This is a genomic window from Acinetobacter sp. AR2-3 (genome assembly GCF_001878775.1).
Classification (GTDB): domain Bacteria; phylum Pseudomonadota; class Gammaproteobacteria; order Pseudomonadales; family Moraxellaceae; genus Acinetobacter; species Acinetobacter lwoffii_D.
Window position 1 is genome coordinate 1 of record NZ_MJIQ01000094.1, and the last position, 15,658, is coordinate 15,658.

At 44.9% G+C, this 15,658-nt stretch carries 13 protein-coding genes, 2 tRNA genes and 1 pseudogene; 11 read left to right on the plus strand and 5 right to left on the minus strand.

What is annotated here, in order from left to right; genetic code table 11:
* Both BFN00_RS15875 and ettA read left to right on the plus strand, forming a co-directional pair.
* Nucleotides 1–110 (plus strand): annotated as a pseudogene (locus BFN00_RS15875) (IS5/IS1182 family transposase); the annotation flags it as partial.
* Between the two features lie 243 nt (nucleotides 111–353).
* A complete protein-coding gene (gene ettA, locus BFN00_RS15120; protein ID WP_044109003.1) occupies nucleotides 354–2,015 on the plus strand; it encodes an energy-dependent translational throttle protein EttA in 1,662 nt (553 codons plus the stop codon).
* 76 nt (nucleotides 2,016–2,091) lie between these two features.
* Here the strand turns inward: ettA and BFN00_RS15125 are convergent, their stop codons facing one another.
* The 5 genes from BFN00_RS15125 to BFN00_RS15145 form a co-directional block, all read right to left on the minus strand.
* Entirely contained in the window at nucleotides 2,092–2,433 is a 342-nt protein-coding gene (locus BFN00_RS15125) for a membrane protein (RefSeq protein WP_044109005.1), read from the minus strand.
* 156 nt (nucleotides 2,434–2,589) lie between these two features.
* Nucleotides 2,590–2,665: transfer RNA gene (locus tag BFN00_RS15130), tRNA-Glu, on the minus strand.
* A gap of 38 nt (nucleotides 2,666–2,703) precedes the next feature.
* Nucleotides 2,704–2,779: transfer RNA gene (locus tag BFN00_RS15135), tRNA-Ala, on the minus strand.
* Nucleotides 2,780–2,836: 57 nt separating this feature from the next.
* On the minus strand, nucleotides 2,837–4,345 hold the full coding sequence (gene gltX / locus BFN00_RS15140) for a glutamate--tRNA ligase (RefSeq protein WP_044109007.1): 1,509 nt from the start codon (nucleotides 4,343–4,345) through the stop codon (nucleotides 2,837–2,839).
* A gap of 127 nt (nucleotides 4,346–4,472) precedes the next feature.
* Nucleotides 4,473–4,775, minus strand: a complete 303-nt coding sequence (locus BFN00_RS15145) for a hypothetical protein (protein ID WP_004281126.1) — start codon at nucleotides 4,773–4,775, stop codon at nucleotides 4,473–4,475.
* A gap of 393 nt (nucleotides 4,776–5,168) precedes the next feature.
* Between BFN00_RS15145 and BFN00_RS15150 the strand changes: the two genes are divergently transcribed.
* The 9 genes from BFN00_RS15150 (at nucleotide 5,169) to BFN00_RS15190 (ending at nucleotide 15,611) form a co-directional block, all read left to right on the plus strand.
* Nucleotides 5,169–6,170 carry a sulfate ABC transporter substrate-binding protein gene (locus BFN00_RS15150; RefSeq protein ID WP_044109073.1) on the plus strand — a complete coding sequence of 334 codons (1,002 nt, stop codon included), beginning with the start codon at nucleotides 5,169–5,171 and terminating at the stop codon, nucleotides 6,168–6,170.
* Nucleotides 6,171–6,414: 244 nt separating this feature from the next.
* Nucleotides 6,415–7,434, plus strand: coding sequence for a sulfate ABC transporter substrate-binding protein (locus BFN00_RS15155; protein ID WP_005101406.1), 1,020 nt, complete (start codon nucleotides 6,415–6,417; stop codon nucleotides 7,432–7,434).
* A 185-nt stretch (nucleotides 7,435–7,619) separates the two neighbouring features.
* Nucleotides 7,620–8,531 carry a 16S rRNA (cytosine(1402)-N(4))-methyltransferase RsmH gene (gene rsmH, locus BFN00_RS15160; RefSeq protein ID WP_005101404.1) on the plus strand — a complete coding sequence of 304 codons (912 nt, stop codon included), beginning with the start codon at nucleotides 7,620–7,622 and terminating at the stop codon, nucleotides 8,529–8,531.
* 76 nt (nucleotides 8,532–8,607) lie between these two features.
* Nucleotides 8,608–8,874 carry a cell division protein FtsL gene (gene ftsL, locus BFN00_RS15165; protein ID WP_370940785.1) on the plus strand — a complete coding sequence of 89 codons (267 nt, stop codon included), beginning with the start codon at nucleotides 8,608–8,610 and terminating at the stop codon, nucleotides 8,872–8,874.
* A 15-nt stretch (nucleotides 8,875–8,889) separates the two neighbouring features.
* Nucleotides 8,890–10,713 (plus strand): penicillin-binding protein PBP3, encoded by a 1,824-nt coding sequence (gene ftsI, locus BFN00_RS15170; protein ID WP_071852296.1) that lies wholly within the window; start codon nucleotides 8,890–8,892, stop codon nucleotides 10,711–10,713.
* An 11-nt stretch (nucleotides 10,714–10,724) separates the two neighbouring features.
* Nucleotides 10,725–12,221: a UDP-N-acetylmuramoyl-L-alanyl-D-glutamate--2,6-diaminopimelate ligase gene (locus BFN00_RS15175; RefSeq protein WP_005101399.1), complete on the plus strand. Its 1,497-nt coding sequence runs from the start codon at nucleotides 10,725–10,727 to the stop codon at nucleotides 12,219–12,221.
* Nucleotides 12,222–12,230: 9 nt separating this feature from the next.
* Nucleotides 12,231–13,634, plus strand: coding sequence for a UDP-N-acetylmuramoyl-tripeptide--D-alanyl-D-alanine ligase (locus BFN00_RS15180; protein ID WP_044109008.1), 1,404 nt, complete (start codon nucleotides 12,231–12,233; stop codon nucleotides 13,632–13,634).
* On the plus strand, nucleotides 13,635–14,753 hold the full coding sequence (gene mraY, locus BFN00_RS15185) for a phospho-N-acetylmuramoyl-pentapeptide-transferase (RefSeq protein WP_071852297.1): 1,119 nt from the start codon (nucleotides 13,635–13,637) through the stop codon (nucleotides 14,751–14,753).
* Between the two features lie 54 nt (nucleotides 14,754–14,807).
* Nucleotides 14,808–15,611, plus strand: a complete 804-nt coding sequence (locus BFN00_RS15190; RefSeq protein WP_071852298.1) for a putative RNA methyltransferase — start codon at nucleotides 14,808–14,810, stop codon at nucleotides 15,609–15,611.
* The last annotated feature ends 47 nt before the right edge of the window (nucleotides 15,612–15,658 follow it).

A 15,658-nucleotide genomic window follows, 5' to 3' on the forward strand; every position in this document is an offset into this window, starting at 1 on the left:
AACTTAAATATTTTCGGATATTAACAGAACGGTATAGAAATAGACGGAAACGATTTGGTCTAAGAATGAATTTAATTGTTGGAATGGTGAATTGGATGCTCTTGAATTAACTTTCGCAAGAGATCTAATATATGAAATATTCATATATCGACCTGGATTTGAGTCATTTATTTTACTGAAAACAGTTGTTTAAAAAAACATCAGCAAGAAACTTGTAACAATGCATTGAAGTTCATGGCAATGGCTTATGTTTTCGCTGCTTTCTGCGTATAATAGCCGATTATTTTTTCGCTCTTTTTTGAGCTGGGGTGGTTGTTTTAACCCCATTTGGTTTTTCAGTTGAGGAGTCCTACGTGGCCCAATATATTTACACGATGAACCGAGTGTCGAAGATGGTTCCGCCTAAGCGCGAAATCCTGAAAGACATCTCCTTATCATTTTTCCCAGGCGCTAAAATTGGTGTGCTTGGTTTAAACGGTGCAGGTAAATCTACCTTGCTTCGTATTATGGCGGGCGTAGATAAAGATTTCTCTGGTGAGGCGCGTGCGCAACCGGGTACAAAAATCGGTTATCTTGAGCAAGAACCACCTTTAGACGAAAGCAAAGACGTTCGTGGTAACGTCGAAGATGGTTTACGTGAACCGCTTGATGCCTTGGCACGTCTGGATGAAGTCTTTGCTGAATATGCAGCAGAAGATGCGGATTTCGATGCACTTGCGAAAGAGCAAGAGAAGCTTGAAGCGATTATCCAGACTTGGGATGCGCATAACCTTGCGAACCAGATGGATCAAGCAGCTGCAGCATTGAACTTGCCTGCTTGGGATGCAGATGTATCTAAGCTTTCAGGTGGTGAACGCCGCCGTGTGGCACTTTGCCGTTTACTTCTGTCTAAACCAGACATGTTGCTTCTCGATGAACCGACGAACCATTTAGATGCTTCATCTGTATCTTGGTTGGAACGTTTCTTGAAAGACTTCCCGGGTACCATCGTTGCGATTACGCATGACCGTTACTTCCTGGATAACGTTGCAGAATGGATCCTTGAGCTTGACCGTGGTATGGGTATTCCGTATCAAGGTAACTACTCTTCTTGGCTTGAGCAAAAAAATGCCCGTTTAGAGCAAGAGAACAAGCAGGAAGAATCTTTTGCTAAAGCATTGAAAAAAGAACTTGAATGGGTTCGTTCAAATGCCAAAGGTCAGCAAAAGAAAAACAAAGCGCGTATGGAGCGTTTTGAAGAGCTTAACTCACGCGAATTCCAGCAACGTAACGAAACCTCTGAAATCTACATTCCACCTGGCCCACGTCTGGGCAACAAGGTTGTAGAAGTTGAAGGCATCAGCAAATCGTTTGGTGATCGCTTACTGTACAAAGATTTAACGTTCACAGTACCACCTGCTGCAATTGTGGGTATCGTGGGTGAGAACGGTGCAGGTAAAACCACGCTATTCCGTATGATGACTGGTGAACAGCAACCAGATACCGGTACGGTAACGCTGGGTGAATCGGTTAAAGTGGCTTATGTCGGTCAGATCCGTGACACCTTAGATAACAACAAAACCGTTTGGGAAGAAGTGTCTGGCGGTCTAGACATCTTGAAGATTGGTGATTACGAAATCGCATCTCGTGCGTATATCGGTCGCTTTAACTTTAAAGGCCAAGATCAGCAAAAACGCGTAGGTCAATTGTCAGGTGGTGAGCGTAACCGTTTACAACTTGCGAAAATCCTGCAAATGGGCGCAAACGTTATCCTACTCGATGAACCATCAAACGACTTGGATATCGAAACCTTGCGTGCACTTGAAGATGCCATTCTGGTATTCCCAGGTACTGTGATGGTGATCTCGCATGACCGTTGGTTCCTGGACCGTATTGCAACGCACATCTTGTCATTCGAAGGTGAAACACCTGAATTCTTCACCGGTAACTATGCTGAGTTTGAAGAATATCGCCGTAAGCGTGATGGTGATGATCTTGTAGCGAAGCGTCAAAAATATCGCAAAATCGGTGTTTAATCATCTCCGACTTTTGTAAATAAAAAAACCAGCCTCAGGGCTGGTTTTTTATGTTTATTATAGGGTGGAGGGTAAATTAGATTTCCCACTCATGATTACATTCACGGCATTTCCATTTCTTTTGGGTTTGCATGAATGCCTGCATTGAAATTTTAAAATCAGGTAAGTCCTTATAGAACATAAAGCCTGCGATCAAGGAAAAAATAAAGACGATCACAGTGGCAGTCTGTAAAGTGGTACCTGCACCATCGCCAAAAATCCACATCGCGATACTAATAATAACCAGTAATAGCAAAAGGAACAGGGCAGGGACCAGAAACATTAAGCTTTTAGGAACCACTGGACGTGGAGCTGCTTGACCTGGCTGGGCCACTGGCATGATTTTCGGGCTTTGACACTTAGGGCAACGATATTGCATTACAACTCCAAAATTCTAAATTACTGATTATTTTATCGGAAGATGCGAAGAAACCGAAATATTGCCCAACATAAAATATACAGGCAATAAAAAACCCAAGTCGCAATGCTTGGGTTTTTTATAAGATCACCATATATATTACGATGATCTTGAATATGGCGTCCCTACGGGGATTCGAACCCCGGTTACCGCCGTGAAAGGGCGATGTCCTAGGCCTCTAGACGATAGGGACAATTGAGGCAAATAACACAGCTAAAGCAAGACTTGATTTGGTGGAGTCAAGGAGGATCGAACTCCTGACCTCTACAATGCCATTGTAGCGCTCTACCAACTGAGCTATGACCCCAGTCTGTGTGAGCGCTATATTAGGGATATCGCGCTCACACGTCAACACAAAAATTAATTAAGCTTGATCAATTGCTTCATTTTTCGGCAACTTTAAGCTTTCATTGAGTTTTTCCCAGACTTTCAGCTCTTTTTTGCTTGGACCACCGACAATTTCTAGCGCATGACGTAAACGTGCAAAGGTTAAATCCGGACCAATGGTCACCATCGTTTGCATGACTGGGGTAGAGGCTGTCGAACCGGCAATCGCAATAAAGAACGCAGGCATGAAATCACGTAGCTTGATTTCCATCTGTGTCGCCAAGTCCATCAAGGTCTGGCTCACCGTGTCGTTATTCCAAGTAAACAGGCTTTCTAAACGCCAAATTGCGAATTGAAGACTTTGACGTACCTGTTCATCCGACAGTTTCTTGCTTTCAAACTGTTCTTTAGACAGGGTCGGGAAATGGTTGAAATAATGTGCAGACCAGTTCACAGCTTCAGACAGCAGGTTAATACGCGGTTGAATCGCAGCTGCAATTTCTTCTAATTTGGCACGATCTGCTTTCCAGGCCAATAAGGTGTCTAGAAGTTCAGCCGGGCTGAGTGCCTTGATCCATTGACCATTTAACCAGTTCAATTTCTCAACATCAAAGATCGGACCACCGAGGGATACACGTTTGATATCAAAATGCTCAATCATTTCAGCCAAAGTGAATTTTTCACTTTCATCTGGCATTGACCAGCCCATACGACCCAAGTAGTTCAACAAGGCTTCAGGCAGTACACCGATGTCTCTGTAATAGTTAATTGAGGTCGGGTTTTTACGTTTAGACAGCTTAGATTTATCCGGGTTACGCAGCAGTGGCATGTGGCATAGTATCGGCATTTCCCAACCAAAATATTGATACAGCAACTGATGTTTCGGCGCAGATGGAATCCATTCTTCACCACGAATTACGTGGGTGATTTGCATCAAATGATCATCTACTACGTTAGCCAAGTGGTAGGTTGGTAGGCCATCGGTTTTCAGCAGGATTTGCATGTCTACTTGCGCCCATGGAATCTCGACTTCGCCACGCAGCATGTCATTGAATTTACATACACCTTCAGTCGGTACTTTCATGCGAATCACATGTGGTTCACCAGCGGCCAAACGACGCTCCACTTCTTCTTCAGAAAGATTTAGACCACGACCATCATAACGTGGCGACTCTCCACGTGCCTGCTGTTCTGCACGCATTTGATCCAGTTCTTCTGCAGTTGCGAAACAGTAGAAGGCATGACCTTTCTCTACCAGTTCCAAGGCATAATTTTTATAGATATCCATACGTTCTGACTGGCGGTACGGCGCATGCGGGCCACCGACATCAGGACCTTCAGACCAGTTCAGACCCAACCAGCGCAATGAATCCAGGATCATTTTTTCAGATTCAGGCGTTGAGCGCAGTTGGTCAGTATCTTCAATACGAAGAATGAATTCACCGCCATGCTGTTTAGCAAAACATAAGTTAAACAAGGCGATATAGGCAGTACCTACATGCGGAAAACCAGTAGGAGAAGGTGCAATACGAGTACGAACAGTCATAGCCGGATCTAATCTTAGATATAAAATTGCAGCTATTATAGCGAAAAAGCCACATCACTTAATGCTTTATTCAACATTGAATGATGTGGCTTTTAAATCCGGGAATATTCAGCGCTGTTGAGGCTGATTAAGAATGAGCGCTCGAAAAAATACTTTGGACAAAGCGGGTGAAGCGGTAATTCTGTTCTGCAAAGAAATTTTGCGAAGGTGCGACTTTAAATGCAGTCAAGACTTTGAGATTATCTTCTGTTTGAAGTGTTTTTTCAGTTTTTTGTTGCTGAATCGCTTTTTCAATCGGCGAAGTCTTGCTTTCAACAGTGCTTACTGTAGGCTTCGGCAAATCTGTCTTCACAACGACGGCATGACCGAGTTGAATCGAGAACAACATAATCAGGCTTAGGATGCTGGCTGTGAATAATGTAAATTTCATATCCAAACTTCCTCCTTACTTCGGGTTGGTTTTATTTTGTTAAAAATGTTTTTTTAATACTCTGCCTACAATTTAATCACAGTTGATCATAAAGAAGTAGAACCAAGTCACATTTTTTACAAAAGAAATAATATAACTCTGTGGAAAATTACCAAAAATCGTAATTTCCTGTTTTGGTGGCCTATTTTTAACAGACAACTGTGAAGAGAGCGTGAAGAACTGTCTTATATTGTAGCAGAAGATTACTTTTCTAGCAGAATATGTATCCGGATTTAATTGTTAGAAGATATCTCAAAATCATCAATAGATTGTAGATATTGTTATAAATGCATGATTGTTATGCTTATTTTTGATTTGTATAGTGCAGCTCATATAAACAAAGAGTTACATCAGATGAAAAAAATAATAGCATCCGCAATCTTGACAATTTTAGTTGGAACAGCTGTACAGAATTCCGTCGCCAAAGATTTCCTGAATGTCTCTTATGACCCGACCCGTGAATTTTATCAGGAATATAACGAAGAATTTGGCAAGTTCTGGAAGCAGAAAACCGGACAAACGGTTAATTTTAAACAGTCGCATGGCGGTTCAGGCAAGCAGGCGCGTTCAGTGGTCGATGGTTTGCAGGCCGATGTCGTAACCTTGGCCTTGGCCAATGATATCGAAGAAATCGTCAATGCCGGTTTAATCGAGAAAGACTGGCAAAAAGAGTTTCCGAGTAATTCGGCACCCTATACGTCTACGATTGTATTCTTGGTGCGTAAAGGCAATCCAAAGCAAATCAAAGACTGGAATGATCTGACCAAAGCGGGTGTGGACATTATTACCCCAAACCCGAAAACTGGTGGCGCGCCACGTTGGATCTACCTGTCTGCTTGGGGTTATGCACTGAAACAGCCAGGCGGTAATGATGCGAAAGCCAAAGAGCTGGTGAAAAAACTTTATCAAAATGTCAAAGTTTTAGATTCCGGTGCCCGTGGTTCACTGACGACGTTTGCCGAGCGCGGCATTGGTGATGTGCTTTTATCCTGGGAAAATGAAGCCTTGCTGGCGACGCAAGGTCTGGGTAAAGACAAGTACGATATTGTCTATCCATCGATTTCAATTCTGGCCGAACCATCGGTAGCGATTGTCGATAAGAACGTGAATAAAAATGGCACTACCCATCTGGCAAAAGGCTATTTGAACTATTTATATTCACCGAAAGGGCAGGAGCTTGCTGCGAAATATTTCTTCCGTCCGCGGGATGCCAAAGTCGCTAACAAATATTCAGCCCAGTTTCCGAAAATCCAGACCTTTACCATTGATAAAGTCTTTGGTGGTTGGGCCAAAGCGCAAAAAACACATCTTGTGAATGGGGCGATTTATGACCAGATTTACAATGAAAAAAGATAAGTAAGCTGTAGTCCAGATGGAATAAAGAAAATGGCTAAAGTGTTATCCATTTTCTTTATATCTAATGCATAAAATTCTATATCTTAGATATAAGTAGAATAATAAACTGTATTTTCCTTTTAAAAACAAAATATTAAGTCAGAAAAACCTTTCATTTTATCGTGTTGTGATGTTGTAGGGTGAATTGCGATAAATGATTTTATTTCATATAGTTATATCTAATGAAGATAAACTCTGTGCTGCCATGAAAACTCAATTAAAATCGTTATTTAGTGCTGCCTTGTTGGCGACTGGTTTAGGCATGACCGCGACTGCTTCACAAGCAGCAGACCGTCAGTTTCTGAATGTATCCTATGATGCCACGCGTGAGTTCTATGATGAATTTAACAAATCATTTGGGACTTACTGGAAAAACCGCACCGGTCTGGATGTGAATTTCAAGCAGTCTCATGGCGGTTCGGGCAAACAGGCGCGTTCTGTGGTCGATGGCCTGAAAGGTGATGTGGTGACTTTGGCGCTGGCCAATGACATCGAAGAAATTGTGAAATCTGGTCAGATTCAGCCGGGCTGGCAAAAGGAATTCCCACACAACTCGGCACCTTATACTTCGACGATCGTATTCATGGTCCGCAAGGGCAACCCGAAAGGCATCAAGGACTGGAATGACCTAACAAAACCAGGCGTGCAAATTATTACGCCAAACCCGAAAACGGGCGGTTTGCCGCGTTGGGTGTATCTGTCTGCATGGGGTTATGCCGAGAAACAGCCAGGCGGCAATAAAGCTAAAGCACAGGATTTTGTTGGCAAACTTTATAAGAACGTGAAAGTGATGGATTCTGCTGCACGTGCTTCAATGACCACCTTTGCCGAGCGTGGGATTGGCGATGTATTGCTGACTTGGGAAAATGAAGCCTTGGTCACGCAAAAGACCTTGGGTAAAAACAAGTTTGATATCGTCTATCCATCAATTACCATTTTGACTGAACCGTCAGTGGCGATTGTGGATCGTACCGTAGAGAAAAATGGCAATAAATGGCTAGCAACAGGTTATATCAATTACCTGTATTCACCATTGGGTCAGGAAATGGCAGCTAAACATTTCTATCGTCCACGTAATGAAAAAGTATTAGCGAAATATTCGGCACAGTTCCCGAAAATCAAAACCTTTACCATTGATGAGGTCTTTGGTGGTTGGGCCAATGCACAGAAAACCCATTTTGTGAATGGTGCAATTTTCGACCAGATTTATAACAGCAAACGTTAATTGATCTGCGAAGTCCTCTTGCTGGTAAAAAAGCCTCCTGAACAGGAGGCTTTTTTTGTGGCAGAAAATGCTAAAACGGTTTTCTCTATGGAAAGTAATATTTATCTACAAAAAGTCGTTTGGAGCTTTGCCTAAACAGGGTGATAATGTGCAGTTAAATTTTCCCCCCTATTGATTGAGTTTTTATGTCACATATTTCTGTATTACTTCACGAAACGATTGATGCCTTGTTGGCGGGTCGCAATACGGGAACTTATGTGGATGGTACCTTTGGCCGTGGTGGACATACGCGTTTATTGCTGTCCAAATTAGATGAAAATGCACGCGTCTATGCCTTTGATAAAGATCCACAAGCACTGGCTGTAGCGGCTGAACTCGAACAAGAAGATTCACGTTTTAAAATTATTCATGCCAGCTTTGCTGATCTGAAAGAGGCATTGGCTGAGCTGGGCATTGAACACGTCGATGGGGTGATGGCGGATCTTGGTGTTTCTTCACCGCAGCTGGATCAGGCTGAACGTGGTTTCAGTTTTATGAAAGATGGCCCACTGGATATGCGCATGGACAACTCGCAAGGTCCCACCGCAGCAGAATGGCTGACCCAGATTGAAGAAGAAGCACTGGCGAATATCATTTTTAAATATGGTGAAGAGCGTTATAGTCGCCGTATTGCCAAAGCGATTAAAGCTGCTGGATATATTGATACCACGGCAAAGCTCGCTGAGATCGTAAAAGTAGCGCACCCGAAATGGGAAAAAAATAAGCATGCTGCGACCCGTACTTTCCAGGCAATTCGTATTGCTATTAATAAGGAATTAGAAGATATTGAAATCTTCTTGCCTCAGGCCGTTGAAATCTTGAAACCTGAAGCACGTTTGGCGGTGATTAGCTTCCATTCACTGGAAGACCGTTTGATTAAACAATTTATTCAAAAAGAGTCAACGCTTGAAGAGGATTCAGGCTGGGGAATGCCACAACAACAGAAAGATACGCGACGTTTAAAGAAAGTTTCTCGTGTTAAAGCCAGTGATGAGGAGGTCAAAGCCAATCCTCGTTCACGTAGCGCATGGCTCCGGGTAGCAGAACGTTTAGCTTAATAGGCAGATCATGAAAACGGAAGTGGTTGATAAAAAAACAGAAAAATTGTGGCTGAAAAAAGTTACAATCTATCTCATGCTGATATTGATGGTCTTCATCAGTGCAGTATTTGTGGTATTTCAGGTATTTGAATACCGTCAGGATAACAGAAAGCTGAGTACCTATCTGCGTGAAAGGGATGACCTGAATGCAGAGTGGGGGCGTTTGCTGATTGAGCAGCAAACTTTTGGCGCGACGGCACAGATCGGTACGCGTGCAGTGACACAGCTGCGTATGTATTCACCTCCGGTTTCACAAAGTGTCGTGATTTCCTTACCACAAACTTCAGATGAGAAAAAATAAGGCTAGCGTTCCGACATGGTAGACAAGAGAAAGAAGCAACCGGTACGTAAAAAACAATCGGTCACCGACAAAAATGCCTCAAATGTTTATATCAATCGTTTTTACATCATGTGGGCGGTGGTGTTGCTGTGTTTTGTGACACTGATTTGCCGTGCTTTCTATGTACAGATTATTAATAAAGATTTTTTGCAAAACAAAGCCAATGCCAATATTTTAAGAACCAATACCATCAAGGCAATGCGTGGCGTAATTTATGATCGTAATGGCATTCCATTGGCTATCAGTACCCCAATCATGAAAGTTGTGATTGATCCACGTGATTATTTTGACAATAAAAAACTCTATGACGAGACCATGCTGGCGCTGGAAAAAGAACCGAATAGCCGCAAGCTCAAACGTCAGCTACCGGATAAAAACCTGAATCTGGATGAGCTGGCGGATGCAGTCGGTATGGATCGGGCAGAACTACGTAAAAAAATGGAAGAACGTCCGCGTTCACGTTATCTGATCCTGAAAAAAGAAGTTCCGCCACAACAGGCCGAACTGATCATGAAACGTAATTTTCAGGGCGTATATACCGAGAAAAACTATAAACGTTATTATCCGCAGCCACAGCCGAACTCTCAGATTATTGGCCTGACCAATAGCGAAGGCAGCGGGATTGAAGGTCTGGAAATGCAGCTGAATAGCCGTCTTTCCGGAAAGGATGGCGAACAGCAGATCATTCGCGATAAAAAAGGCAACCGGGTCAAAGAACCGGAAGTGATTAAAGAAGTTGAACCGGGTGAAAATATTACCCTGAGTATCGACTCGCGTCTGCAATATATTATGTACCGTGAGCTGACGGCTGCTGGTGTCGCCAATAATGCCCGTTCAGCGACTGCGATTGCTGTTGATGTCAAAACCGGTGAAATTCTGGCGCTGTCATCATGGCCATCGTATAACCCGAATGACAAAAACAGCCTGCTCAACAAGGATGCCATGCGTAACCGCGGTGCAGTCGATTCTTTCGAACCGGGCTCGACCATGAAGCCGCTCACTGTAGCGATGGCCTTGGAAAGTGGCAAATATACGGCGAATTCAGTCGTTAATACCACACCGGGCAGTATGCGAGTCGGTAATCATACCATTCGTGATACGCATAACTATGGTCAGTTGACGCTCGGCGGCATTCTGCAGAAATCCTCTAACGTCGGTGTGGCGAAACTGGCCTTGTCGCTGCCGTATGAAACCTTGCCAACCTTCTATAAACGCTTGGGTTTTGGTCAGCGTTCAGCGGTGAAATTCCCGGGTGAAAGTGCCGGTCTGATTCTGCCTCCTAGCAAATGGAATGTGTCAGAAGTGGCAACCATGTCCTATGGTTATGGTCTGAATGCGACGGTACTACAGCTGGCTGATGCCTATGCCATGCTGGCCAATAAAGGCGTGAAAATGCCGCTGAGCCTGTACAAGCTGGAAGAACAGCCCCAGGGTGAACAGATGATCGATGCCAATATTGCCGATCAGGTCCTGCTGATGATGGAAACCGCAACCTTGCCAGGTGGTACGGCGACTCGCGCCACCATTCCAGGTTACCGCGTGGCGGGTAAAACCGGTACTGCACATAAATTGCGTGCCGACCGTAAAGGTTATTCAACCAGTGAATACCGGGCTTTATTTGCCGGCGTGGCACCAGTCAGTGATCCACGGATCGCTATGGTGGTGGTGGTAGAAAACCCACAAGGCACTTACTATGGCGGTACGGTATCTGCACCGGTCTTTGCCCGCGTGATGCAGGAATCCTTGCGTCTGCTGAATGTCCCTCTGGACAAACCTTTAGAACCTCCCAAAGTCCAGTAAATAGGTGATCAATGTCTATTACATTTCAAGATCTCTACACCCCTCACGATGTCGCTGACTGGATGAAGCAATCCTTTCAGGGCTTCGAGCTGGATAGTCGTAAAGTCAAACCGGGACAAATTTTTATTGCCCTGACCAGTCTGTCTCAACCGGAAAAAACTGCTCAATTCGCCCAGAAAGCCTTAGAGCAGGGTGCATTGGCCGTGATTTCAGAAACTGAACTGGATGTATCTCCAAATTTGGTGGTAGCAGATGTACGTCATCTAATGGGTCAATGGCAAAAGCAGTATTTGCAAGCGACTCAACCTGTGCAAGCTGCTCGAATTCTGGCAGTTACCGGCACCAATGGTAAAACCACGATTTCTCGCTTGGTGGCTGAATTCATCATGTTGCAAGGTAAAGCCTGTGCAGTGATGGGTACTACAGGTAACGGGATTTTGCCAAATCTGGAAGCATCTTCGCATACCACCCTAGATGCTTTGCAACTGCAAAATGCCTTGCATGGCTATGTGCAGGCCGATGCGGAGTTTGCCTCGATTGAAGCCAGTTCGCATGGTCTGGAACAAGGCCGCTTGAATGGTTGTGATATCGAGATTGCGGGCTATAGTAATTTGAGTCGTGACCATCTGGACTATCACGGTACGCTGCAAGCTTATGCGGAAGCAAAGTCTGGTTTATTCCGTTTTGAATCATTAAAAGTGGCTGTCATCAATATCGATGATGAACATGCACAGATCATGCTGGATGCTGCACAAACTAATCCGGCACAGCCTAAAATTTTGACTTATTCCACCAAGCAAAAAGCGGATTATCAGGTTCAGGATATTCAGTACAGCATTTCAGGTGCGACCTTTAAACTAAAAACTGCTTCTGCTGAATATATGGTTAACAGTCCATTGCTGGGCCATTTCAATATTGAAAATCTGGTCGCCAGTCTGATTATGGTGGAGCAGGCTGGGTTTGACCTGAACAGTTTGATTGCGTCTGTACCACAGCTCAAAGGTGCGCCCGGTCGGATGCAGGTGCTGCGTGATGGAGAGCGCCTGTTTGTGGTGGATTATGCCCATACCCCGGATGCCCTGACTCAGGTTCTGGTGACCTTGAAACGTCATGTTTCACAAAATCTCTGGGCAGTCTTCGGCTGTGGTGGCGACCGTGACCGTGGTAAACGTCCACTGATGACTCAGGCAGCATTGGAGGGTTCAGATATCGCAGTACTCACTTCTGATAACCCACGAACCGAAGATCCGGCACAAATTTTTGCTGATATGAAAAATGATATCGACTTTTCCGGCAAAATCTATCATGAAATTCATGACCGTCGTGAAGCGATCAAGTTTGCGGTTAAACACGCACAGGCGGGTGATATTGTCGTGATTGCAGGGAAAGGTCACGAAAACTATCAGGAAATTGATGGCGTACGTCACTGGTTTGATGACGTGGTCGAAGTGCAGGCTGCGATTGATGCCCAGCATTGCAACACAGATTCAGCCTATTCAGCGCATTAGGATTCAGATATGCATACCTCAACAACAAGTACTGCGGCGCTGGAGCCGTGGAGCATAGAACAATTACAGCAGGCCACCCAAGGCTACTGGCTGAATGATAAAAAGCCTGCAGGCCAGATCAAGCGGATTTTGACTGATTCACGTGATGCAGAATCAGGTGATGCTTTTCTTGCGCTGAAAGGTGAGCGTTTTGACGCACATGACTTTATTGCACAAGTGGCGGCTCAAGGTTGTGAAATTGCCATTGTCAGCTGTCCGGTGGATGCTGATATTTGCCAGCTGGTGGTAGAAGATACCCGTCTGGCATTGGGATTGTTGGGAGCTTATCGCCGTCAGCAGAATTCTCAACTTAAAGTCATTGCCTTGACCGGCAGCAGTGGCAAGACCACGACTAAGGAAATGCTGGGAAGCATTCTGTCACGTCTGGCACCGACCTTGGTGACGCGTGGTAATTTGAATAATGACCTTGGCGTGCCGGTAATGTTGCTGGAGCTACGTCCTGAACATCAATATGCAGTAATGGAACTCGGTGCAAGTCATCAGGGTGAAATTGATTACACTTCAAAAATGGTACAGCCGCATGTGGCCGGAATCATTAATATCGGGACTGCACATTTAGGTGAATTTGGCGGCCGTGACGGGATTTGCCGTGCAAAATCCGAGATTTATGCGCATATCTCTGAAATTTCGATTATTCCTGCTGCCGATGATTTTGCTGAAACGATTCGTGCCGCAGTAAAAACCGAAAAAAGCTTGAGTTTTGGTGCTGGTGGTGATGTATATGCCAGCGATGTAGTCCTTGATGCTCAATCTTCAACCTTTACCCTGAATACAGCGCAAGGCTCGAAAACAGTTCAGTTGCCATTTGCCGGCGAACATAATGTTGAAAATGCGACCGCAGCAGCAGCTTTCGCCCTGGCGATCGGTGTTGGTCTGGATGATATCGTGGCCGGTCTGGAACAGGCCGTGGGTGCCAAAGGTCGTCTGAACTTTATTCCACACAAAGACTATTTGTTTATTGATGACACCTATAATGCCAATCCGGGTTCGATGCGTGCAGCAGCAGAAGTGTTGGCGCAGCAGCAGGGCATCCGGGTCATGGTCACCGGCGATATCGGTGAACTGGGTTCATCTGCCGCAATCGAGCATTACAAGCTCGGTCGGGATCTGGTCTCGGTCAAAGGCATTAATTTTGTGGTGGCTGTGGGTGAATTTGCGCCTGCCGCACAAGAAGGTGCTCGTAGTACACAATATGGTAAAAAAATGCAGGCTTTCCTGAATCAGGAGCAGGCCTTGCCATTTTTAATTGATTTGATTGAAACACATCATCCCCAGCCAATGTCTTTCCTGTTTAAGGGGTCGCGTTTTACCCATATGGAAACATTGATGGCTGCATTGATGGAGAAACTCTAAATGCTGTTATGGCTATTTGACCTTCTGGCGGGCTTTGACAGCACGTTTCAGGTGGTTCGTTATTTAACTTTACGTGCTTTACTCAGTGTTTTGACGGCACTGACCATTGGCCTGGTGCTTGGCCCAATCATGATTCGCAAGCTGCAGGCGCTGAAATATGGTCAGGCAGTCAGCTCGTATGCCCCTGAAAACCATGCCAAGAAAATGGGTACACCGACCATGGGCGGGGTGCTGATCCTGCTTTCAATCGGGATTTCGACTTTACTCTGGGCGGATCTGTCTAATCCTTATATCTGGATTGTACTGGGTGTAATGGTGATTTTCGGTGCCGTGGGCTGGGCCGATGACTGGATCAAAATCCGTTATAAAGACAATGCAGGTTTGCCTGCGAAGAAAAAATTCTTCTGGACTTCAGTGGGTTCGTTGGGTGCTGGTATAGCCTTGTATGTGATTGCGCAGCAACAGACCAATCCGGTGCATACTGCGAATATGCTGGATCTGCTGATTCCATTCTTTAAAGACTTAAGCATTCCATTGTCAATGATTCCGCTGGGTATTGGATTTATTATCTTTACCTATTTCGTCATTAACGGTGCATCCAATGCCGTGAACTTGACCGATGGTCTGGATGGTCTGGCGATCATGCCAATCGTGCTGGTGGCTACAGGTCTGGGCGTATTTGCCTATCTGGCCGGTGATGTGCGTTTTGCCAATTATCTGCATATTCCTTATGTAAAATACTCGTCTGAACTGGTGGTGATCTGTGCTGCCATGATCGGAGCCGGTTTAGCTTTTCTTTGGTACAATGCCCATCCAGCCCAAGTGTTTATGGGTGATGTCGGTGCTTTATCTCTCGGTGCAATGCTCGGTACGATTGCCGTCATGGTGCGTCAGGAAATCGTATTTGCGATTATGGCTGGTGTTTTTGTAGTGGAAGCGATTTCAGTATTCCTGCAGATTGGTTCATTAAGAATGCGTAATAAACGCGTATTCCTGATGGCGCCGCTGCATCATCATTATGAAAAGAAAGGCTGGCGTGAAACCCAGGTGGTGATCCGTTTCTGGATTATTACGATTATGCTGGTAGTTTTGGGTCTAATGACCTTAAAATTGCGCTAAGAAATGCATGGGAAAAAGTCGGCGCATGCCGGCTTTTTTGTTTTGGAGAAAATGATGAATTTACTCATGTGCCCAGTCTGTCGCCAGCAGTTGAGCTTAAATGAAAGAACATGGCGCTGTGAGAATCATCATAGTTACGATGTCGCCAAACAGGGCTATGTGAACCTGCATGTGGTTCAGCATAAGCACAGCAAAAACCCGGGAGATACGCCTGAGTCTGTGCAGGCACGTCGCGCATTTCTCAGTGCAGGTTATTATGCGCCTTTGCAACAGGCTGTCGTGGAAAAGATTCGCGAGTTGCGGATTGAGAACCTTTTAGATATTGGTTGTGGCGAAGGCTATTATACGAATGCCATGCAGGCGGAAGTGCTGCAATGCGTCGGGGTTGATATTGCCAAAAATGCAGTTCAGGTGGCTGCCAAGCTGAATAAAGAGGTGACTTGGGTGGTGGGAACCGGGGCAACCTTACCAGTACTGGATGAGTCAATTGATCTCTGTACCAGCTTATTTAGTCCGATTCCCAAACAGGAAATCCTGCGGGTATTAAGGCCGAAGTCTTATTTGATGGTAGTGACGCCGGCACCACAACATTTATATGCTATGCGTGAGGCTTTATTTGAAGAAGTGAAACCACACGAGCCGCAGAAGTTTGTTGAGCAGTTGCAAGATGAATTTAATCTGGTTAGTGAGCAGGTGATTGATGCGCCAATGGTTTTGCCACAGGCTGATTTAAAAAACCTGATTGCGATGACGCCATATGCTTATAAGGCCAAACCTGAACGTCGTTTAGCACTTGAACAGCAGGATCAGTTTGAATTACTGGCGCAATATCAGATTTACCTGTTTCAGAAAAAATAAAAAATGCATATAAAAAAGCCCTCAACTGAGTAATGCCAGTCAGTTAA

Excerpts from the sequence above, each read along its gene's own strand:
- BFN00_RS15125 (WP_044109005.1), bottom strand. The coding sequence starts at position 2,433 with ATGCAATATCGTTGCCCTAAGTGTCAAAGCCCGAAAATCATGCCAGTG.
- gltX (WP_044109007.1), bottom strand. The coding sequence starts at position 4,345 with ATGACTGTTCGTACTCGTATTGCACCTTCTCCTACTGGTTTTCCGCAT.
- BFN00_RS15145 (WP_004281126.1), bottom strand. The coding sequence starts at position 4,775 with ATGAAATTTACATTATTCACAGCCAGCATCCTAAGCCTGATTATGTTG.
- BFN00_RS15150 (WP_044109073.1), top strand. The coding sequence starts at position 5,169 with ATGAAAAAAATAATAGCATCCGCAATCTTGACAATTTTAGTTGGAACA.
- BFN00_RS15155 (WP_005101406.1), top strand. The coding sequence starts at position 6,415 with ATGAAAACTCAATTAAAATCGTTATTTAGTGCTGCCTTGTTGGCGACT.
- rsmH (WP_005101404.1), top strand. The coding sequence starts at position 7,620 with ATGTCACATATTTCTGTATTACTTCACGAAACGATTGATGCCTTGTTG.
- ftsL (WP_370940785.1), top strand. The coding sequence starts at position 8,608 with ATGCTGATATTGATGGTCTTCATCAGTGCAGTATTTGTGGTATTTCAG.
- ftsI (WP_071852296.1), top strand. The coding sequence starts at position 8,890 with ATGGTAGACAAGAGAAAGAAGCAACCGGTACGTAAAAAACAATCGGTC.
- BFN00_RS15175 (WP_005101399.1), top strand. The coding sequence starts at position 10,725 with ATGTCTATTACATTTCAAGATCTCTACACCCCTCACGATGTCGCTGAC.
- BFN00_RS15180 (WP_044109008.1), top strand. The coding sequence starts at position 12,231 with ATGCATACCTCAACAACAAGTACTGCGGCGCTGGAGCCGTGGAGCATA.
- mraY (WP_071852297.1), top strand. The coding sequence starts at position 13,635 with ATGCTGTTATGGCTATTTGACCTTCTGGCGGGCTTTGACAGCACGTTT.
- BFN00_RS15190 (WP_071852298.1), top strand. The coding sequence starts at position 14,808 with ATGAATTTACTCATGTGCCCAGTCTGTCGCCAGCAGTTGAGCTTAAAT.